This is a genomic window from Methylobacterium sp. WSM2598, assembly GCF_000379105.1.
GTDB lineage: Bacteria > Pseudomonadota > Alphaproteobacteria > Rhizobiales > Beijerinckiaceae > Methylobacterium.
In genome coordinates, this window is record NZ_KB900609.1 from 2716613 (window position 1) to 2737075 (window position 20463).

A 20463-nucleotide genomic window follows, 5' to 3' on the forward strand; every position below is an offset into this window, starting at 1 on the left:
CGCGATCGGCGGCACGGATCAGGCCGCCGTCACCACCGCCAGCACCGCCGCGAGCTGCAGCGCCAGCTCATCCTGGCTGAAGGGCTTGGCGAGGCGGGGCAGCGCCAGCTCGTCCTCGCTCGGCAGTTCCGCGTAGCCGGTGGCCAGGATCACCGGCAGGCCGGGATGCGCCGCGCGCAGGGCGCGGGCGAGGTCGAGGCCCGTCATGCCCGGCATGGCGTGGTCCGTCACCACGGCGTCGATGCCGGCCCTCCCCTCGATCAGGGCCAGCGCCTCGGCGGCCGAGGCCGCCTCCAGGGCGACGTGGCCGAGATCCTCCAGCATCGCCGCGGTGCCGAGCCGCACCAGCGGATCGTCGTCCACCACCAGAACCGTCGAGGGCGGGATCTCGGCCAGACCCGGCAGCGCCGCCCGCGCCGGGTTCTCCCGCGCCTCGACCGGGGCGGCGGCGGGCAGCCAGAGGGCGACCGTGGTCCCCTGCCCCGGCGCGCTCGACACCCGCAGCGTCCCGCCCGACTGCGCCATCAGCCCCTGCACCATCGACAGGCCGAGCCCGGTGCCCTTGCCCGGCCCCTTGGTGGTGAAGAAGGGCTCGGTCGCCTTGGCCAGGGTGGCCGCATCCATGCCCGTGCCGGTATCGGCGAGGGCGACCCGCACGTAGGCGCCGGGGGGCAGGCCCGGCGCCGCCGCGACGCTGCCGCCCTCGAGCGTGATCGTGCCGCCGGTCGGCATGGCGTCGCGGGCATTCACCGCGAGGTTGAGGAGCGCGAGTTCGAACTGGTTGGCGTCGATGCGCACCGGCGGCAGGTCGGCCGGCAGGCGGGTCTCCAGGGCGACGCTCGGCCCGAGCGCCCGCTCCAGCAGGCCCCGCATCCCCTCGACGAGGTCGGCCACCGCCACGGTCTCGGGGCGCAGCTCCTGGCGCCGGGCGAAGGCGAGGAGCCGCTGCGTCAGGGCGGCGCCGCGCTGCGCCCCCTGCACGGCGTTGCCGAGGAGGCGCCGGGCGAGGTCGTCCTGCGGGTCGAGGCGCTTCTCCAGGAGTTCGAGCGAGCCCAGCACCGCCATCAGCAGGTTGTTGAAATCGTGCGCCACGCCACCGGTGAGCTGGCCGATCGTGTCGAGCTTCTGCGCCTCGAAGAGCTGGGCGAGGGCCGCCTCCCGCTCGCGCGTGCGCTCCTCGATCCGCCCCTCCAGCTCGCGGTTGAGGTCGATCAGCGCCTCCTCGGCGCGCTTGCGCGCCGTGATGTCGTAGGTGACGCCGCTGAGCCGCCGCCCGGCGGCATCGAGGGTCGTCGCCGCGGAGGCCGCGCACCAGCGCGTCTCCCCGTCCGGCCGCAGGATCCGGAATTCCGCGTCGAAGGGCTCGCCCGTGCGCGCCGCGTGGCGGCCGAGCGCCCGCAGGCGCTCCCGGTCCTCCGGGTGGATCAGCGCCTCGACCGCCTCCGGCGTCGGCACGAAGGCCGCCGGATCGACCCCGAACAGCCGGTACTGGCCCGCGTCCCAGCTGTAGCTGCGGGTCGCCGGGTCCCAGTCCCAGGCGCCCATGCGGCCGGCGGCCAGCGCGAGGCTGCGCCGCTGCTCGCTCTCGCGCAGGCGCGCCGTCGAGGCCTCCAGGGCGGCCGTGCGCTCGGCCACGTGCTGCTCCAGCTCGGCGTTCAGCCGCTCCAGCTGCCGGGTCTTGCGGTAGAGTTCGGCGAAGATCCGGACCTTCGCGCGCAGCACCGCCGGCACCACCGGCACCGGCACGTAATCGACCGCCCCCGCCTCGTAGCCGCGCAGGTGGTCGAGGTCGCTGATCTGGATCGCCGAGACGAAGATGATCGCCACGTGCTGGTAGCGCGGGTGCTCGCGGATCATCGTGGCGAGCTCGATCCCGTCGAGTTCGGGCATGCAGACGTCGATCAGCACCACGGCGATCTCGGTGCGCAGCAGGTGCTCCAGCGCCTCCCGGGCCGAGCTGGCCTTGATCAGCCGGTCCCCCAGCTCGCTCAGGATGACCTCGTAGCTGAGCAGCTTGGCCGGCTGGTCGTCGACCAGCAGGATGTTGACGCGCTCCTCCTCCGGCCGCGGGGACGGGGCGGCCATCGGGGGGGCGACGCCCTGGGGAGCGCCGGGCAGGGAGGTCACCGGTGGAGCCATAGGCGGAGCGCCGAGAGGAGCTGTTCGGTGTTGACGGGCTTGGCGAGGTAGTCGGAGGCGCCGGCCTCCAGGCACTTCTCCCGGTCGCCCTTCATCGCCTTGGCGGTCAGCGCCACGATCGGCAGGCGCCGGAAGGCCGGGTTGGCGCGGATGACCTGCATGGTCTCGTAGCCGTCCATCTCCGGCATCATGATGTCCATGAGCACGATGGCGATGTCGGCGCGCGCCTCGATGATCGAGATCGCCTCGCGCCCCGTCGTCGCGGTCAGGACCCGCATGCCGCGCCGCTCCAGCACGCTCGACAGGGCGAAGATGTTGCGCGCGTCGTCGTCGACGAGGAGCACGGTGCGCCCGACCAGGTCCTCGTCGGAGCGGTGCAGGCGCTCCAGCATCCGCTGCTTCTCGGGGGGCAGGTCCGCCACCACCCGGTGCAGGAACAGGGCGGTCTCGTCGAGGAGGCGCTCGGGCGATTCCACCCCCTTGACCACCACGGAGCGGGCGAGCGCGTGCAGCCGCGCATCCTCCTCCGGCGAGAGGGCGCGGCCGGTGAAGACCACGACCGGCAGGTCGGCCAGCGCGTGGTCCTCGCGCAGGCGCTCCAGCACCTCGAAGCCCGACATGTCGGGGAGCTTCAGGTCGAGGACGACGCAGTCGAAGGCGCCGGCCCTGAGGGCCGCCAGCGCCTCCTCGCCGGTCTCGGCGGTGACGATGGCGATGTCCTCGTGGCCGAGCAGCGTCGCCACGCTCATGCGCTCGGCCGGGTTGTCCTCGACGATCAGGAGCCGCCGCTGCCGCGGCTCGGCGAAGCGCTTGATGCGCCGCAGCGCCGCGCCGAGATCCTCCGAGGTCGTCGGCTTCGACAGGAACGCGTAGGCGCCGCGCGCGAGGCCGTGGCGGCGATCCTCGTCGAGGGTGACGATCTGCACCGGGATGTGGCGCGTCGCCGGATCCTGCTTGAGGTGGCTCAGCACCGTCCAGCCCAGCATGTCGGGCAGGAAGACGTCGAGGGAGATCGCGGTCGGGCGGTGGCGCCGCGCCAGCGCCAGCGCGTCGGCGCCCCGGCTCGCGATCAGCACCTTGAAGCCGCCGTCGCGGGCGAGCTGGGCCAGGACGCGGGCGTAGTGGGGGTCGTCCTCGACGATGAGCAGCACCGCGTCGCCCGGCTGCAGGCTCTCGCGGTCGTCGCCCTGTCCGCCCTCGACCACCGCCAGCGTCCACTCGCCCGCCCTGGCGGCCAAACCCGCTCCGGCGGCCAAACCCGTCCCGGCTGACAAGCCCGTTCCGGCGGACAGGCCCGTTCCGGCGGGCGCCGCCGGGACGGGCGCCGGGGACGGGGAGGCCGCCGGGATCGTGCTCGCCGCGCCCCCGTAGGCGAGGGGCAGGTAGAGGGTGAAGGTGCTCCCCACCCCGGAGGCGCTGCGCAGCTGGATCTCGCCGCCGAGCAGGTTGGCGAGTTCGCGGCTGATGGCGAGGCCGAGGCCGGTGCCGCCGTACTTGCGGCTCGTTCCGGCATCGGCCTGCTGGAAGGCCTCGAAGATGATCTTCTGCTTCTCGGGCGGGATGCCGATGCCCGTATCCGAGACCTCGAAGGCGACGACGGCCGGCGCGTTCTTGAGCACCGGGTGGTCGGCGCTCCAGCCGCCGGCGGCGGGCGCCACGCGCAGGCGCACGCCGCCCTGCTCGGTGAACTTGAAGGCGTTCGACAGGAGGTTCTTGAGCACCTGCTGCAGGCGCTTCGAATCGGTGACGAGGGTGCCGAGCTCCGGCGCCATCTCGACGTCGAAGGACAGGCGCCGGTTCTCCGCCTCGTGCCGGAACGGGCGGGCCGTGGTGGCCAGCAGGTTGGCGAACGAGATCTCCTCGGCCTCCACCGAGACCGTGCCGGACTCGATCTTCGACAGATCGAGGATGTCGCTGATCAGGTTCAGCAGGTCGGTGCCGGCGCCGTGGATCGTGCGGGCGAACTCCACCTGCCGTTCCGACAGGTTGCCGTCCGGGTTCTCGCTCAGCTGCTGGCCGAGGATCAGGATGGAGTTGAGCGGCGTGCGCAGCTCGTGGCTCATGTTGGCCAGGAACTCGGACTTGTACTTGGAGGTGAGCGCGAGCTCCGCCGCCTTCTCCTCCAGCGCGCGGCGGGCCTGCTCGATTTCCTGGTTCTTCGCCTCGACCTCGTCGTTGCGGTCGGCGAGCTGCTGGGCCTTCTGCTCCAGCTGCTCGTTGGTCTGCTGCAATTCCCGCTGGCGGATCTGCAATTCGCTGGCGAGCTGCTGGGATTGCGTGAGCAGCCCCTCGGTCTGCATCGTCGCCTCGATCGAGTTGAGCACGATGCCGATGCCGCTGGTGAGCTGCTCCAGGAAGGAGATCTGCAGGTCCGTGAACGCGGTGAGCGAGGCGAGTTCGATCACCGCCTTCACCTGCCCCTCGAACAGGACCGGGAGCACGATGGCGGTGCGCGGCACCGCCCGGAACAGGCCGGAGACGACCGGGGTCGCGGTCGCGGGCACCTCGGTGACGAGCAGGCGCCGCGCGTCCCGGGCGCATTGCCCGATCAGCCCCTCGCCGAGCGCGAGGCGCTCCTTGTGGCCCACGATGGCGTCGTCCGCGTAGGCCGAGAGCAGGCGCAGGGAGCCGGCGCCGGCCTCCCCGGTCTCGACCCGGTAGATCACGCCCTGCTGCGCCTCGACCAGCACGGCGAGTTCGGACAGGAGCGTGCGCCCCACCGTGGTCAGGTCGCGCTGTCCCTGCAGCATGTTGGTGAAGCGGGCGAGATTGGTCTTGAGCCAGTCCTGCTCGGTGTTGCGCTCCGTCGTGAGACGGAGATTGCCGATCATCGTGTTGATGTTGTCCTTGAGCTCGGCGACCTCGCCGCGGGCCTCGACCTGGATCGAGCGGGTGAGGTCGCCCTTGGTGACGGCGGTGGCGACCTCCGCGATGGCGCGCACCTGGGTGGTCAGGTTGGCGGCGAGCAGGTTCACGTTGCCGGTGAGGTCCTTCCAGGTGCCGGCGGCGCCCGGCACGTTGGCCTGACCGCCGAGGCGGCCCTCGACGCCGACCTCGCGCGCCACCGTGGTGACCTGGTCGGCGAAGGTCGCCAGCGTCCGGGTCATGTTGTTGATCGTCTCGGCGAGGGCCGCGACCTCGCCCTTCGAGGCGACGGTGAGGTTCTGGGTCAGGTCGCCGTCCGCCACCGCGGTGACGACCTTGACGATGCCGCGCACCTGCTCGGTGAGGTTGGCCGCCATCACGTTCACGGTGTCGGTGAGGTCCTTCCAGGTTCCCGCCACGCCGGGAACCTGCGCCTGGCCGCCGAGCTTGCCCTCGGTGCCAACCTCGCGGGCGACGCGCGTCACCTCCCCGGCGAAGGCGTTCAGCTGGTCCACCATCGTGTTGATGGTGTTCTTGAGTTCCAGCATCTCGCCCTTCACGTCGACCGCGATCTTGCGCGAGAGGTCGCCGCGGGCCACCGCCGTGGTGACCTCGGCGATGTTGCGCACCTGCGCGGTGAGGTTGCCGGCCATCGAGTTGACGTTGTCGGTGAGGTCCTTCCAGGTTCCCGCCACGCCCGGCACCTGCGCCTGGCCGCCGAGCTTGCCCTCGGTGCCGACCTCGCGGGCGACCCGGGTCACCTCGCTGGCGAAGCGGTTGAGCTGGTCGACCATCGTGTTGAGGGTCTCCTTCAGCTCCAGGATCTCGCCGCGCACGTCGACCGTGATCTTGCGCGACAGGTCCCCGTTGGCGATGGCGGTCGAGACCTCGGCGATGTTGCGCACCTGGGCGGTGAGGTTGCCGGCCATCGAGTTGACGTTGTCGGTGAGGTCCTTCCAGGTTCCCGCCACGCCCGGCACCTGGGCCTGGCCGCCGAGGCGGCCCTCGGTGCCGACCTCGCGGGCGACGCGCGTCACCTCCCCGGCGAAGGAGCGCAGCTGATCGACCATCGTGTTGATGGTCTCCTTCAGCTGCAGGATCTCGCCCGAGACGTTGACGGTGATCTTCTTCGACAGGTCGCCCTGCGCCACCGCGGTCGCGACCTCGGCGATGTTGCGCACCTGCGCGGTGAGGTTCGAGGCCATCGAGTTGACGTTGTCGGTGAGGTCCTTCCAGGTCCCGGCGACGCCCCGCACGGTCGCCTGGCCGCCGAGCTTGCCCTCGGTGCCGACCTCGCGGGCGACGCGCGTCACCTCGCTGGCGAAGGCGTTGAGCTGGTCGACCATCGTGTTGATGGTCTCCTTCAGCTCCAGGATCTCGCCCGAGACGTTGACGGTGATCTTCTTCGAGAGGTCGCCGCTGGCGATGGCGGTCGAGACCTCGGCGATGTTGCGCACCTGCGCGGTCAGGTTCGAGGCCATCGAGTTGACGTTGTCGGTGAGGTCCTTCCAGGTGCCGGCGGCGCCCGGCACCTGGGCCTGGCCGCCGAGGCGGCCCTCGGTGCCGACCTCGCGGGCGACGCGCGTCACCTCCCCGGCGAAGGCGTTCAGCTGGTCCACCATCGTGTTGATGGTGTTCTTGAGTTCGAGGATCTCGCCCGAGACGTCGACCGTGATCTTGCGCGAGAGGTCGCCGCGGGCCACCGCGGTCGTCACCTGGGCGATGTTGCGCACCTGGGCGGTCAGGTTGCCGCACATGGCGTTGACCGAGTCGGTGAGGTCCTTCCAGGTTCCGGCGACGCCCGGCACGATGGCCTGGCCGCCGAGCTGCCCCTCGGTGCCGACCTCGCGGGCGACCCGGGTCACCTCCGAGGCGAAGGAGCGCAGCTGGTCGACCATCGTGTTGATGGCCTCCTTGAGCTGCAGGATCTCGCCGCGGACGTCGACGGTGATCTTCTTCGAGAGGTCGCCGTTGGCGACCGCGATCGTCACCTCGGCGATGTTGCGCACCTGGGCGGTGAGGTTCGAGGCCATCGAGTTGACGCTCTCGGTGAGGTCCTTCCAGACCCCGGTCACCTCGCGCACCTGGGCCTGACCGCCGAGCTTGCCGTCGGTGCCGACCTCGCGGGCGACGCGGGTCACCTCCGAGGTGAACACGCTGAGCTGCTTGATCATCGCGTTGACGATGGTGGCCGAGCGCAGGAACTCGCCCTGGAGCGCGCGCCCGTCGACGTCGAGGGGCACGGTCTGCAGGAGGTCGCCGCGGGCCACCGCGGTGATCGCCCGCGTCACCGCGGTGGTCGGCCAGAGCAGGTCGTCGATCAGGGTGTTGACGGAGGATTCCATCTCGCCCCAGGCGCCCTGGGTGAGGTCGAAGCGCACGCGGGTGCGGGTGCGGCCCTCGCGGCCGACCACCTGCCCGACCCGCTCCAGCTGCCCGGCCATGCGCTCGTTGGCGGCCACGATCTCGTTGAAGGTGTCGGCAACCTTGCCGGAGCGGCCCGTCAGGTTGCCGGGCAGGCGCACGCTGAAATCCCCCGCCCGCATCGCCTGGAGGGCGGCGAGCAGCTGGTCGAGGTCGAGCTCCGCGGCGGAGGCCCCGCCCTCCGCCGCGGTCCGCCGCGCGAACAGGGCCGGTTCCGCCGCGGCGATCCCGTCCCCGTCCTGCCGCGCGGCGCTGCCTTCCGGCTCCATGGCTAAGCTCCCCGGGGGTATGTTCCGAGGGAACCATATCCGCCGAGCCCGCAAAGGTCTAACGCGCGGGGGGCTCACGCGCGGGTTCTCACGCGCGCGTGAGGTGGCGCTGTGGAAAGCGCGGCCGTGGCGCCGTCGGATCCTCCGCGCGCCGATCCCGGCGCAGGGTCCGGGCGGGACGCCGGCCCTGCCCGCCGCCGGAAGCGGGGCGGGACCTTAACCGTCGCGGCCGGGCGGGTCTCCCCCCGCCCCCGCCAGGGCCGCCGCCACCGCCGCGCGCGCCTCCTTGAGCCGGAAGGGCTTGCGCAGGAAGGCGGTGTAGCCGCGGCAGCGCTCCCGCACGGCGGTCTCGGGCATCGAGCTCATCAGCACGACCGGGATGCGGGCCGTGGCGGCGTCCTCGGCGAGCGCCCGCAGCATCGCCGGCCCGTCCATCACCGGCATCATGAAGTCGAGGAGGATCAGGTCGGGCCGCGCCTCGGCGAGGCGCGCGAGGCCGTGGCGGCCGTTGGCCGCGGTGAGCACCGTGTGACCCTCATCCGTGAGAACCGAATCCAGGAGCTCGGCGATGCCGAACTCGTCGTCCACGATGAGCACCGTCGCCACGCGCTCACTCCCCGCCGCGCCGTCCCGCGGGGGACTGGAGCTCGGCCAGGATGGCCTCGGCGCGGTCGGGTCCGTCCTCGACGACGAGGCCGCCGGCCCGGATGGCGAAGCAGCGCAGGCGCTGGTCGATGGCGCTGTCCCGTGCCTTGATCACCGACACCATGCGGTGGAGCGCGGAGCGCTGCTCGACGAAGCGCATGAGCAGGATGTTCTCGGTGATGGCGGAGGCCCCCCTGAGCGACACGCCGCTGAGCGGGAAGCCGGCGGCGAGCCCGGTGAGATCGGTCTCCATCGTGACGATGCTGGTCACGTTGAGGGCCCGCAGCTCCGCCGTCAGGGCGGCGACGATGCGGATGATCCGGTCCCCGTCCTCGGCCAGACGGCTCATCGCGTCGAGTCCGTCGAGGAACACGCGCCGCACGCCGCGGTTCCGCACGGTCGCGAGGAGCTGGTCGCAGACCTCGTCGATCAGTCCCTCGGTCGCCGGCTGCCACATCAGCCCGACCTCCCCGGCGGCGATCGCCGCCGCCGCGGCCAGCCCGAGGGCTTCCGCCTTGGCCTTGAGCGATTCCGCGCTCTCGTGGAAGCCCACGAGGAGGCCCGGCTCCGCCCCGGACCCCAGGAATTGCAGGCCCAACGTGGTCTTGCCGATGCCGGAGGGGCCCGCCAGGAGCGTCGTCGAGTGGAGCGGCAGGCCGCCGTCGAGCATCCCGTCGAGGGCGGGTACGCCGAGCGGAACCTTGGGCCCGCGCAGGTGGTCGCGCCGGCTCGGCTCGCGCAGGCGGGCCTCGGTGCGGGGATAGACCGCCACCCCCGCATCCGTGATGCGGAAGACGTGGCGCCCGCGCAGGAATCCGCTGCCGCGGAACTTGCGCACCTCGAGGTCCCGCTCGGACCGGCGGCCGTAGGGGCGGCTCGACAACTCGATCAGCCCGTCCACCATCGTGTGCTCGGCCGCCACCATCTCGGCGCCCGTGGCCGCGCTGGTGAGCAGCAGGATCGTGGCGCCGGTGGCCGCCGCCTGGGTCTGCAATTCGTGGATGAACTTCTTGAATTCGATGGCCGAATCCGCGGTTTCCTCCGCCGCCATCACGCCGTCGAGGACGATCAGGCTCGCCTCCCGCCCGGCCGCCTCCCGGCGCAGCAGCGTCAGGAGCCCGGACAGGCCCTCGTCCTGCAGGGTGCGGAAGGCCGACAGGTAGGTCAGGCGGTCGGGGATGGCGCCGGAATCGAAGAAGCCCAGGGGCGCGATGTGCCCGAGCATCCGGGCGTGACTCTCGGCCAGGAGGGTCACGTAGAGCGCCCGCCTGCCGCCCGCCGCCGCGTGGGTGAAGCAGACTTGGTTGGCCAGGATGGTCTTGCCGCTGCCCGGCGTGCCCTGGACGATGTAGACGCCGCCCTCGAACAGGCCGCCGCCCAGGATCGCGTCGAGCCCGGCGATCCCCGTCGGGACGCGCTCCAGCCCGCCGTAGCCGCCGACCCGCGTCGTGCTCGCACCCGCCCCGGTCATCGTGGTCTCGGTATCCGTCTAGAGATAGAGGGGGAGAGTTACCGTGAAGGTCGCGCCTTCACCAGCCCCGCTCCGCACGCTCACGCTCCCCTCCATCGCCTCGGCGAGGCGGCGCACCAGCCAGAGCCCGACCCCGAAGCCGCTGCGCAGCTCGGGATCCGGCAGCGCCGCCCGCTCGAAGCGCTCGAAGATCCGCTCCTGGTCGGCCGGCGGGATGCCGTGCCCCTCGTCGCGGACGCGGATCGCCGCCCGCGCCCCGATCCGCTCGGCCTCGATCGCGACCGGCTTGGAATCCCCGTACTTGATCGCGTTCGTGACGAGGTTGTCGAGGATCTGGTCGAGGGCGACCCGCTCGCAGCGCAGGACGAGCTCCTCCGGCACCGCCACCGTGAGGCGGCTCCCCGCATGGGCCGCGAGGGGCTCGACGCCCCGCGCCACCTCGCGCACCACCTCGGCGAGGACCACCGGGGCGGGATCGAGGACGAGGCGCCCGGCCTGGGCGCGCGAGACGTCGAGGATCGTCGTCGCCCGCCGCACGTAGCGCTCCACGAGCCAGTGCAGGCGGGACAAGCCTTGAGCGAGGCGCGGCCCCGCCGCCTCGTCCTCGGCCGCGTCCCGCAGGCGCTCGACCTGGCCGAGGATCGGGGTCATCGGGTTGCGCAGCTCGTGCGCCATGGCCGCCAGGAACGCGTCGCGCTCGTGCAGGGCCGCCTGCAGGGCCGCAACCTCGCGGCGCAGGGCCGCCGTCTCGGCCAGGAGGGGGCCGGTGAGGTCGGTCCCGGGTTCGGGCGGCGCGGCGTCGCGCCGGACGCCGCCTCGCCGGGTCTCCGGCTCGCTCATCGGATCTCCCCGCGAACGGGGTCCCTGCGGACGGGCACGGGGTCCGGATCCCGGCGCCGGAGAGGACCGCCCCGGAGCCGGACCGTATCTAGAGGCTGCACGGAGCGCAGACAGGTCCCGGGCCGGGTCGGCGACGTCCGGCCAGGAGGCCCGGCAGGAGGCCCGTGTCGGGCGCCGGGTGCGGCGCCGAGTTCGGCCGATTGCGTGGGGCGGTTCCGCTCAGCGCCGCGGCACCGCGATCTCCACCACGCGGGCGCCGCCCACGCGCCGGGCCGCGGGGCGCTCGACCGTCCCGGCCGCCAGCCAGGACCCGTCCCGGGCGCGGCGATAGACGGCCGGCCCGGCCGCACCGGGCTCGCCGGCCCGCGGTCGCGCCGCCCCGACCCCGTCGATGACGTAGACGACCGGCTCGGCCCGCGGCGGGCTCGGAATGCCCGCCACCGTGGGAACGCCGTAGGTGCCGTAGCCCCAGGCGGTCGGCACGAGTTCGGCGGGCCGTGGCAGGGTGAGGAGCGGCCCCTCCGTGACGATGGGCGGAACGGCCTCGCCGCCGGCCACCACGCCGCCCGCGAAACCGTAGGGGTCGGCCGCGAAGCGGCCGCGGCGGTGTCCGGCCCGGCCGTCATGCCGCGGCGCGCGCGGCGACGCCGCAGGCCCGTAGGCGCCCCCCCGGGGCGGTCCGTAGGCGGACCGCTGCGGCGGTCCGTAGGCGGACCGCTGCGGCGGTCCGTAGGCGGACCGCTGCGGAGGTCCGTAGCCGGCACCCTGGATCGGGGCGGAGGGCCGCGCCGCGGCGGGCCCGGCGAGGAGACCCGCCAGGGCGGCGAGCCCGAGGCCGATCAGGTCACGACGCATGATCCCACGCTCCCGCTCACATCCGCTCGTCAATCGCACATGCCGCATGGTCGTTCCCGCCCGGCAGCCGCGCCAGCCGTGGCAGAGTGCGTAATGCCCCGGCGGATCCCCGCCCCGCCTCCTCCGGCGCGCAGAATTCGCAAGCTCTCGTTCTCGCTCTCGCGCCCGCGGGCCCGTGCACCTGCCCTCGCGTCAGAGGTCGAGCCAAGATGCAAAGCTTGTCGCTCGATCGTTAACGGTTTCGGAGATCGGCACTGCTATCGTGCAGGCGATGATGGGTCACGCAATGCAAGCAGACTTCGCCAAGTTGCTCGATGCAGAGATCGCAAAGACTTGGAGCGATCGACGGATGAGCGTGCTCAAGCGGCTGTACGAGGCGCAGCAGCGGCAGGCGCAGCGGCAGGATGCGCGCAGCGCGATCTGGTTCGTCGGCGCGCTCTACATCCTGTTCTCGATCACGGACGCGATCCTGATCGGCGACGTGATCGTGTACGCAGTCCTGCTGCGGCTCGCCATCGGCACCGTCTACATCGCCTGCATCGGCCTGCAGATCAGGCGCGACGTCGACGCCCGCCTGATCGAGCTGCAATGCGCCCTCGGCGTCGTCGTCGGCTACGCATCCTGGTTGCTGCTGACCTTCTTCAGCGACCACAGCGCCAACGTTTCCTACTATCTTGCCTACGGCACCGTCTTCATGATGGTGGCCAATCTGTTCTTCAACTTTCGCTTCCGAGTCGCGCTGCTCACCTCCGGCCTGATCACTCTGATCTTCTTCGTCTCGGCCTTTCTGTGTTTCGATTTCCCGTTCCACTATTATGCCGCGATCGGGTCGCTCTACGTCCTGAGCTTCGTTCTGACGATCTTTATCAACTGGAAATTGAACCTGGAGCGTTATCGCGTGTTCCTCAACGCGATGCGGGCGGAGATACGCCAGCGGCAGGCGGCGGAGCGCGGCGAGGAACTGCTGAAACTGTCGACGACCGACGCGCTCACGGGTCTCGCCAACCGGCGGGCCATCGACCAGGAGCTGCACAGCCTGTGGAAGGCATGGCGGGAGGGGGGCGCGGCCTTCGGGGTGGTCCTCATCGACATCGACTATTTCCGGATGTTCAACGACTATTACGGTCACCAGCGGGGCGATGCCGGCCTGGTCTCGATGGCGCGCGCCATGGCGGCCGTGGCGAGGCGGCACGGCGGGCGGATCGGCCGCTTCGGGGGCGAGGACTTCATCCTGCTCCTGCGCTGCGAGGAGCCGGAGGCGGTCGCCGCCGTCGCCGAGGAGGTGCGGCGGGAGGTGGAGGCGCTGGCGATCCCTCACGAGGCGCGGATGGACCACCTCGCCGCCGTGACGGCCAGCATCGGGGCGGCCTTCTGCCGGGGGATCGCGGCCGACAAGCCGGAGCGCATCGTCACCGCCGCCGAGCGCGCCCTGCTGCTCGCCAAGGACAGCAACCGCAACTGCGTGAAGCTGTTCGACGGCCGGCTGTTCGACCGCGTCAGCAGCCAGGACAGCGTCGCCGAGGCGGTGCGCACCGCGGTGGAGCGGGGGCGGGTGTCGCTGGTCTTCCAGCCGATCTGGGACGTGTCGGCCGGCCGGATCCTGGCGGCCGAGGCCCTGATGCGGCTCACCGCCCCGGACGGCACCGCGCTCTCGCCCGCGACCTTCATCCCGGTGGCCGAGCGGACCGGGGCGATCGTGGAGCTCGGCGCCTTCGCGTTCCGGGAGGCCTGCCGCCAGCTCGCCGCGACCGAGGCGATCCCGATGGTCAGCGTGAACGTCTCGGCGGTGCAGCTCGGCCGCCCCGACTTCGTCGAGACGGTCGCGGCCCTGCTGCGCGAGACCGGCGTCGCGCCGGCCCGCCTCGCCGTCGAGATCACCGAGGGGCTGGAGATCGACACCGATTCCCGCGTCGCCGAGGCGATCGGCGCGCTCTCGCGGCTCGGCGTGCAGATCTGGCTCGACGATTTCGGCACCGGCTTCGCCGGCCTGTCCTGCATCAGCCGGATCAGCTTCGACACGATCAAGGTCGACAGGCTCTTCGTCCAGGCCAGCGACACGCCCCGCGGCGCCAAGATGCTCAAGGACATCGTGACGCTGGTGCAGAATTCCGGGCAGCGGATCGTGGTCGAGGGCGTCGAGACGGCCGACCAGGTCGAGCTCCTGAAGCAGTACGGGGTGGCCCTGCTCCAGGGCTACTACTTCAACCGGCCGATGTCGGCGGAGGCGCTGCGGATGCTGGCGGCCAAGGGCGGACGGCTGGCGTCGTCCGCCGGCTGAGCGGCGCGCCTGGCGCGGGCGGCGCGCCTCGCGCGGGCGGCGCGCCTCGCGCGCCGCCGGCCGGGCCGCTCAGCGGCGCTCGATCTCCAGGTAGCCGATCAGGCCGCTCTCGTCCTCGAAGTAGCGGAATTGCGCGACCTCCTCGGGAGGGATCTCGGAGGCGAAGGCCTCGATCTCCGCCCGGGAGCGGTAGAGGAGGTGCCAGTCCATGTAGGCCTCCATGTAGGCCTCCTCCCGGACCCCGGTGCGGAAGTTCGGCACCAGCAGCCGCCCGCCGGGCCTGAGCCGCGCGAACAGGGCGCGGGTGAGCCGCGCCGCGAGCCGCTCCTCCAGGTAATCGTAGAGGCCCGCCGCGTAGACGAGGTCGAAGAGGCCGAGATCGTGCCGGGCGGCCAGGACCTGGCGCACGCTGAGCGGGCGGGTCTCGATCGCCGCCGAGACGGTCTCCCGGTAACCCGCGACGGTCCCCAGGCTGACCGGATCCTGGTCGGTGGCGACGAGGCGGCCGATGCGCCCCTCCCGCAGGGCGAGGCTGCTCTCCGCCTCCCGCAGGTGGCCGCAGGCGATGGCCAGCACCTCCGCCCCCGGGCGGCGGCGGGCGGCCTCGTCGATCCGCCCCGCCAGGATCTCCCGGCGCTGGCGCACCGCCTCGCAGGCCGTGACGTTGACCGTGTGGGCCATCACGGCCCGCCCGCCCGCCGTGGCGGCCTCCTCCGCGGCGCGCGCGGCCGGATGCCGGTAGACGAAGTCGAGCAGCCCCGCATCGCCCGGATAGCCCCGCGGCCGGGCGAAGGAGTGACGGGTGAACGGGTCCTCGTGCACGAGGGCCGCCACCCCGTGGCCGCGCGCCGCCGGCACGACCGCCTCCCGCCACGTCCCGTCGCGGAAGGAATCCCGCATCACGCCGAGGAAGTCGATGAGCTCGGCGATGAAGGGATCGTAGCCGTCCGCCAGCGCGATGGCGTGGACTTGGTCGAGGGCGCGCCTCACGTCGCGCGCGACGTCGGCGTCGTGCCGTTCCCGCGATCGGACCGGCAGCCGGTGGGAGGCGGAGCCCGACGGGGCGGCCCGTCCCGGCGCCACCGCGGCGATCGACGCGGCCGGAGCCCGCGACGTCTTCCGCGTCGTCCGGGTTGTATCCCGCCAGGCTGAGGAGGATGTGCGGCTCATGCGATCAAATCCCGCGTCGTGCTGTCCTCGTCGGCAGGACCGCCCCCGCATCCGCCGACGGAGGAAAGTTAACGGGCGTTTAATCGGAACGCACCAATTCGAATGGTTAACGGCCTGTGAAAAGCGGGCATAAATCCTGGCCGGAAATGTTGCCGAGACATAAAATTCAGAAACGGAGTGAAACGATCTGCGATCGAATGTTGACCGATCGCGTCACAAATAACGTGCGAATAGCCTGGACATTGGAACTGATCGAGGCGCAAAATTCAGCTCAAAGTCACAAAATACAACCTGTGATACGGGATTCCGGCGAGCTGAGAATCGGGGCCGGAAGCTCGGCGCGGAGGAGTGGGCCGGCGGTCCGCCACGATCGGAAAGTCGCGCGGAGCAGAGAGCCGGGCGCCGGATTGCCGGAATGCTTGCCGGGCGGAGGATCGTCTCTCCCTCCGGCGCTCGGACCGCGGCGGATCCCCGGCACTGCCGGGTTCGCCCCGCGAGCCGCCCGGTTCGCCCCGCGAGCCGCCCGGTTCGCCCCGCGAGCCGCCCGGTTCGCCCCGCGAGCCGCCGGATGATCCGAAAGTCTGACGACGAACGGAGCATTGGGTTCGGTCCCCGGCCGGGCTAACCCTAAGGCTGCGGCCGTGACGGGACGCGCAGCGGAGGCCGGAGCGCACCGGCCCCGACCGCGCCCGCTCGGATCGAGATCGCGCGGCGACAGAGCCGCCCGGCGGGACGCGCAGGCGCCCCGGCGGACAGGCGGCTCGCACGACAGAGGAACGCCCCCATGGCAACAGCAACCGCGGTCGGTCAGGCGGTCGATGCCGCCCGTCCGATGAGCCGGGAGGAGAAGCGGGTCATCCTGGCTTCGTCCCTCGGCACCGTCTTCGAGTGGTACGATTTCTATCTCTACGGCTCGCTCGCCGCGGTGATCGGCGCGCAGTTCTTCTCCGCCTACCCGGAGGCGACGCGCAACATCTTCGCGCTGCTCGCCTTCGCGGCGGGCTTCCTGGTGCGGCCTTTCGGCGCCCTGGTGTTCGGGCGGCTCGGCGACATGGTCGGGCGCAAGCACACCTTCCTCATCACCATCCTGATCATGGGCCTGTCGACCTTCTGCGTCGGCCTCCTGCCCTCCTACGGCGCGCTCGCCGCCTACGGCATCGGCTGGCTCGCCCCGGTGACGCTGCTCGCCCTGCGCATGCTGCAGGGCCTGGCGCTCGGCGGCGAGTACGGGGGCGCGGCCGTCTACGTGGCCGAGCACGCGCCCCGCAACCGGCGCGGCTTCTACACCTCCTTCATCCAGACGACGGCGACGCTCGGGCTGCTGCTCTCGCTGATCATCATCCTGTCGACCCAGGGCTACGTGAACGCGGCCTACCCGCCGACCGTGACGCAGAACCCGGACGGCACCACGACGACGCTCACCGCCTTCCAGGTCTGGGGCTGGCGCATTCCCTTCCTGGTCTCGGTGGTGCTGCTCGCCATCTCGGTCTGGATCCGCCTGCAGATGCAGGAGAGCCCCGCCTTCAAGAAGATGAAGGAGGAGGGCACCCACTCGAAGGCCCCGCTCTCGGAGGCGTTCGGCCAGTGGCGCAACGCCAAGTGGGCGCTCCTCGCCCTGCTCGGCCTCACCGCCGGCCAGGCCGTAGTCTGGTACACCGGCCAGTTCTACGCCCTCTTCTTCCTCCAGAGCATCCTCAAGGTCGACCAGTACACGGCGAACGTGCTGATCGCCTGGTCGCTGGTCCTGGGCACCGGCGGCTTCCTGTTCTTCGGCGCGCTGTCCGACCGGGTCGGCCGCAAGCCGATCATCCTGGGCGGCTGCCTGATCGCGGCGATGACCTACTTCCCGCTCTTCAAGGTGCTGACCGCCAACGCCAACCCGAAGCTCTACGCGGCGCAATCCAGCGTCGAGGTCGTGGTCAGGACGAACCCGGACGAGTGCTCGTTCCAGTTCAACCCGGTCGGCACGGCCAAGTTCACCAAGGAATGCGACGTCGCCAAGGCGCTGCTCGCCCGCAACGCGGTGAACTACCGGACCGAGGCGGTGCCGGCGGGCACGCCCACCAGCGTGACCGTGGCCGGCAAGTCCTTCGCGGTGAGCGACCCGGCCTTCGCCAAGGCAGTGCCGGCCGCCCTCGCGGAGGCGGGCTATCCGGGCGCCAACAACCCCGAGATCGTGAGGGCCCAGCACCCGGTCGACATCTTCTCGGGCCAGAAGCTGACCGTGGTGGCGGTGCTGACCGTCCTCGTCCTCTACGTGACGATGGTCTACGGCCCGATCGCCGCCGCCCTGGTCGAGCTGTTCCCGACCCGGATCCGCTACACCTCGATGTCCCTGCCCTACCACATCGGCAACGGCTGGTTCGGCGGCCTCCTGCCCGCCACCGCCTTCGCCATGGTGGCCCAGACCGGCGACATCTATTACGGCCTCTGGTACCCGATCGTGATCGCCATGATGACCTTCGTCATCGGCCTCCTGTTCGTGCCCGAGACCAAGGACCGCGACATCCTGGCCTGACGCGCCCCGGCGCGGAGAGCCCCGCCCCCCGAGGGGGCGGGGCTCTCGTCGTTGCCCTGCGCCGCGGCGGCCGGGGATCGGGGGGAGGCCCGGTTCCTCCGCCCCGTCGGCCGACGGAACGCCGCCGCGTCCGGCGCGGGGCCGTCCCCGCGCACACGGGATCGTGAGGATCGCGGCCGCCGGATGCCGCAATGTGACCGTTCTTTGCCTCAGGGTCAGGATCTCGGGCCGCCCCCGGGCGGCCGGCCGCGCGGAGGATGGCCATGGTGCGGGCGGGGCAGCGGAACCGGGTCGCGGCGGGCCTCTGCGTCGCTCTCCTCCTCCTCGCCGGGGCGGCGCCCGCGCGCGCCGCCTCCCCGGACGAGGACGCGGCCTTCCTCAACGCGCTCACCTGGGGCGTGACCCCGTCCGGCTTCGCGGAGCTGCGCGCCCTCGGCCGGGCCCGCTGGCTCGCCGCGCAGCTGCACCCTCGGGCGGAGCCCCGGCTGCCGCCGGCCGCCCAGGCGCAGGTCGAGGCCCTCACCCCGCGGCAGCCGCTGCGCGAGCGGATCGTCGCCCTCGACGCGCAGCAGAGGGCGGCGGGCGCCCTGCCGGACCCAGAGGCCCGCAAGGCGGCGCTGCAGGCCTACCAGGAGGCGCTGAACGCGGCCCTGCGCGACGCCGTCGCGGCGACGCTGCTGCGCGCCCTCTCCAGCCCGGACCAGCTGCGCGAGCGGCTGACCTGGATCTGGTTCAACCGCTTCAACGTCCACCAGGGCAAGGCGAACCTGCGCGCCATGGTGGGCGACTACGTCGACGCCGCGATCCGCCCCCACGCCCTCGGCCGCTTCCGCGACCTCCTCGGGGTGACGCTGCGCCACCCGGCCATGCTGCGCTACCTCGACAATGCCGAGAACGCCGCCGGCCGCCTCAACGAGAACTACGCGCGCGAGCTGATGGAACTCCACACGATGGGCGTCGGCTCCGGCTACACGCAGGCGGACGTGGAGGCCCTCGCCCGCATCCTCACCGGAATCGGCCTCGACGCGCGCCCCGAGGACCCGAAGCTGCCGCCCGAGCGCCGCGCCGACCTGATCCGGGACGGAGTGTTCATCTTCAACCCGGCGCGGCACGATTACGGCGACAAGGTCCTGCTCGGCCACACCATCCGGGGCCGCGGCTTCGCCGAGGTGGAGGAGGCCCTCGACCTCCTGGCGGCTCAGCCGGCGACGGCCCGCCACGTCTCGCGGATGCTCGCCGCCGCCCTGACCGGGGCGGAGCCGCCCGACGCCCTGGTGGAGCGCCTCGCCGCCGTGTTCGTCCGGACGCGGGGCGACATCGCCGCGACGGTCGCGGCCCTGGCCGAGTCGCCCGACCTCACCCGCGCGGCCGCGCCCTTCAAGGACCCGATGCGCTACGTGCTCTCGGCCCTGCGCCTCGCCTACGACACCCGGGTGATCCTCAATACCGGCCCCGTCCAGGGCTGGCTCACCCGCCTCGGCGAGGGCCTGTTCAACCGCTCGACGCCGGACGGCTACCCGCTGGCGGCCGCGGCCTGGAACGGGCCGGGCCAGCTCGTCGCCCGCTTCGAGGTCGCGCGCCAGATCGGCTCCGGCCCGGCCGGGCTGTTCCGGCCGCCCGGCCCGGACGCGACCGAGGAGCCGGCCTTCCCCCTCGTCCAGAACGCCCTCTACTTCTCGACGCTCGCCGGGATGCTCGGCGAGCCGACCCGCGCGGCGCTGGCCCGGGCCGTCTCGCCCCAGGAGTGGAACACCCTGTTCCTGTCCTCCCCCGAATTCATGCGCTGAGCCGGGAGCCGCCCATGCACCGCCGCGACCTCCTGCGCGCCGCCCTGGCCCTCGGAACCGCGACCGTCGCCGGCCGGGTCTGGGCGGCGCCGAGGGCCGATGCGCGCCTGCTCGTCGTCTTCCTGCGCGGGGCCTACGACGCCGCCGGCGTGGTGATCCCGACCGGCAGCGACTTCTACTACCGGGCCCGGCCGACGCTCGCCCTCGCCCGGCCCTCCGCCGCGGATCCCGCCGCCGCGCTCCCCCTGGACGCGGAGTGGAGCCTGCACCCGGCCCTGCGCGACACGATCCTGCCGCTCTTCGCCAGGGGGCAGGCCGCCTTCGTGCCCTTCGCGGGCACGGACGACGTCACGCGCAGCCATTTCGAGACCCAGGACACGATCGAGATGGGCCAAGCGGCCGGGGCGGCGCGGGACTACACTTCGGGCTTCATGGCCCGGCTCGCCGCCGAGCTGACGCGGGCGCGGCCGGTCGCCTTCGCGGAGCAGGTGCCGCTGATCTTCCGGGGCGGCGAGCCGGTGCCCAACGTCGCCATCCACCAGGTCGGCAAGCCCGGCATCGACGAGCGCCAAGCGCGGCTGATCGCGTCGATGTACCGGGAGAGCCCGCTCGCCGGCGCCGTCGAGGAGGGTTTCCGCGTGCGCGACGCCGTCTACCAGACGGTCTCGGAGCACGCCATGCAGGCGGACCGGGGCGCCGTCTCGCCCAAGGGCTTCGAACGGGCGGCGCGGCGCATCGGCCGGCTGATGCGCGACCAGTTCACCCTCGGCTTCGTCGATGTCGGCGGCTGGGACACGCACGTGAACCAGGGTGGGGCGAGCGGCTACCTCGCCGACCGGCTCGGCGAGCTCGGGCGCGGGCTGGCGGGCTTCGCCCAGGAGATCGGCCCGGGCTGGGCCGGCACGGTGGTCGTGGTGCTGTCGGAATTCGGCCGCACCTTCCGGGAGAACGGCAACCGCGGCACCGATCACGGCCACGGCAGCGTCTACTGGGTCCTGGGCGGCGCCGTGCGGGGCGGGCGGATCGCCGGCCCGCAGGTGCCGGCCGACGAGGCGCACCTGTTCCAGAACCGGGACTACCCGGTGCTCACCGATTACCGGGCGCTGCTGGCGGGCCTGCTCGCCCGCCTCTACGGGCTCGACCAGGCCGCCCTGCGCCGGGTCTTCGCGGGGGTCGCGCCGGCCGATCTCGGCCTGCTCTGA

11 protein-coding genes are annotated in these 20463 nt (G+C 72.3%); 4 read left to right on the forward strand and 7 right to left on the reverse strand.

Features of this window, described 5'->3' with window-relative positions; translation table 11 throughout:
* Positions 1-18 precede the first annotated feature (18 nt).
* The 6 genes from MET2598_RS0112680 to MET2598_RS38105 all read right to left on the reverse strand — a co-directional run bounded on the left by MET2598_RS0112680 (position 19) and on the right by MET2598_RS38105 (position 11508).
* Positions 19-2127 (reverse strand): hybrid sensor histidine kinase/response regulator, encoded by a 2109-nt coding sequence (locus MET2598_RS0112680; protein ID WP_018261083.1) that lies wholly within the window; start codon positions 2125-2127, stop codon positions 19-21.
* Entirely contained in the window at positions 2124-7550 is a 5427-nt protein-coding gene (locus MET2598_RS0112685; protein WP_236728901.1) for a HAMP domain-containing protein, read from the reverse strand. Before MET2598_RS0112685 ends, MET2598_RS0112680 begins: the two co-directional genes overlap by 4 nt.
* A gap of 363 nt (positions 7551-7913) precedes the next feature.
* Positions 7914-8303 (reverse strand): response regulator, encoded by a 390-nt coding sequence (locus tag MET2598_RS0112690; protein WP_012334883.1) that lies wholly within the window; start codon positions 8301-8303, stop codon positions 7914-7916.
* A gap of 4 nt (positions 8304-8307) precedes the next feature.
* Positions 8308-9813: an RAD55 family ATPase gene (locus MET2598_RS0112695; RefSeq protein WP_018261084.1), complete on the reverse strand. Its 1506-nt coding sequence runs from the start codon at positions 9811-9813 to the stop codon at positions 8308-8310.
* Between the two features lie 18 nt (positions 9814-9831).
* Entirely contained in the window at positions 9832-10653 is an 822-nt protein-coding gene (locus tag MET2598_RS0112700) for a sensor histidine kinase (protein ID WP_018261085.1), read from the reverse strand.
* A gap of 219 nt (positions 10654-10872) precedes the next feature.
* Positions 10873-11508, reverse strand: a complete 636-nt coding sequence (locus tag MET2598_RS38105) for a hypothetical protein (protein ID WP_051086510.1) — start codon at positions 11506-11508, stop codon at positions 10873-10875.
* Positions 11509-11857: 349 nt separating this feature from the next.
* Between MET2598_RS38105 and MET2598_RS0112710 the strand changes: the two genes are divergently transcribed.
* Positions 11858-13786, forward strand: coding sequence for a putative bifunctional diguanylate cyclase/phosphodiesterase (locus MET2598_RS0112710; RefSeq protein WP_018261086.1), 1929 nt, complete (start codon positions 11858-11860; stop codon positions 13784-13786).
* 69 nt (positions 13787-13855) lie between these two features.
* On the opposite strand, the gene MET2598_RS0112715 is transcribed toward MET2598_RS0112710, so the two are convergent.
* Complete coding sequence (locus tag MET2598_RS0112715; RefSeq protein WP_018261087.1) at positions 13856-14869, reverse strand: class I SAM-dependent methyltransferase; 1014 nt, start codon at positions 14867-14869, stop codon at positions 13856-13858.
* Positions 14870-15740: 871 nt separating this feature from the next.
* On the opposite strand from MET2598_RS0112715, the gene MET2598_RS0112720 reads away from it, so the two are divergent.
* The 3 genes from MET2598_RS0112720 (at position 15741) to MET2598_RS0112730 (ending at position 20463) form a co-directional block, all read left to right on the forward strand.
* Positions 15741-17474, forward strand: coding sequence for an MFS transporter (locus MET2598_RS0112720; protein ID WP_012334889.1), 1734 nt, complete (start codon positions 15741-15743; stop codon positions 17472-17474).
* Positions 17475-17737: 263 nt separating this feature from the next.
* On the forward strand, positions 17738-19261 hold the full coding sequence (locus tag MET2598_RS0112725; protein ID WP_018261089.1) for a DUF1800 domain-containing protein: 1524 nt from the start codon (positions 17738-17740) through the stop codon (positions 19259-19261).
* Positions 19262-19275: 14 nt separating this feature from the next.
* Positions 19276-20463, forward strand: a complete 1188-nt coding sequence (locus MET2598_RS0112730) for a DUF1501 domain-containing protein (protein WP_018261090.1) — start codon at positions 19276-19278, stop codon at positions 20461-20463.

Coding starts and splice junctions, on each gene's coding strand:
- MET2598_RS0112695 (WP_018261084.1), bottom strand. CDS start 9,813: ATGACCGGGGCGGGTGCGAGCACGACGCGGGTCGGCGGCTACGGCGGG.
- MET2598_RS0112700 (WP_018261085.1), bottom strand. CDS start 10,653: ATGAGCGAGCCGGAGACCCGGCGAGGCGGCGTCCGGCGCGACGCCGCG.
- MET2598_RS0112720 (WP_012334889.1), top strand. CDS start 15,741: ATGGCAACAGCAACCGCGGTCGGTCAGGCGGTCGATGCCGCCCGTCCG.
- MET2598_RS0112730 (WP_018261090.1), top strand. CDS start 19,276: ATGCACCGCCGCGACCTCCTGCGCGCCGCCCTGGCCCTCGGAACCGCG.
- MET2598_RS0112725 (WP_018261089.1), top strand. CDS start 17,738: ATGGTGCGGGCGGGGCAGCGGAACCGGGTCGCGGCGGGCCTCTGCGTC.
- MET2598_RS0112685 (WP_236728901.1), bottom strand. CDS start 7,550: ATGCGGGCGGGGGATTTCAGCGTGCGCCTGCCCGGCAACCTGACGGGC.
- MET2598_RS38105 (WP_051086510.1), bottom strand. CDS start 11,508: ATGCGTCGTGACCTGATCGGCCTCGGGCTCGCCGCCCTGGCGGGTCTC.
- MET2598_RS0112710 (WP_018261086.1), top strand. CDS start 11,858: ATGAGCGTGCTCAAGCGGCTGTACGAGGCGCAGCAGCGGCAGGCGCAG.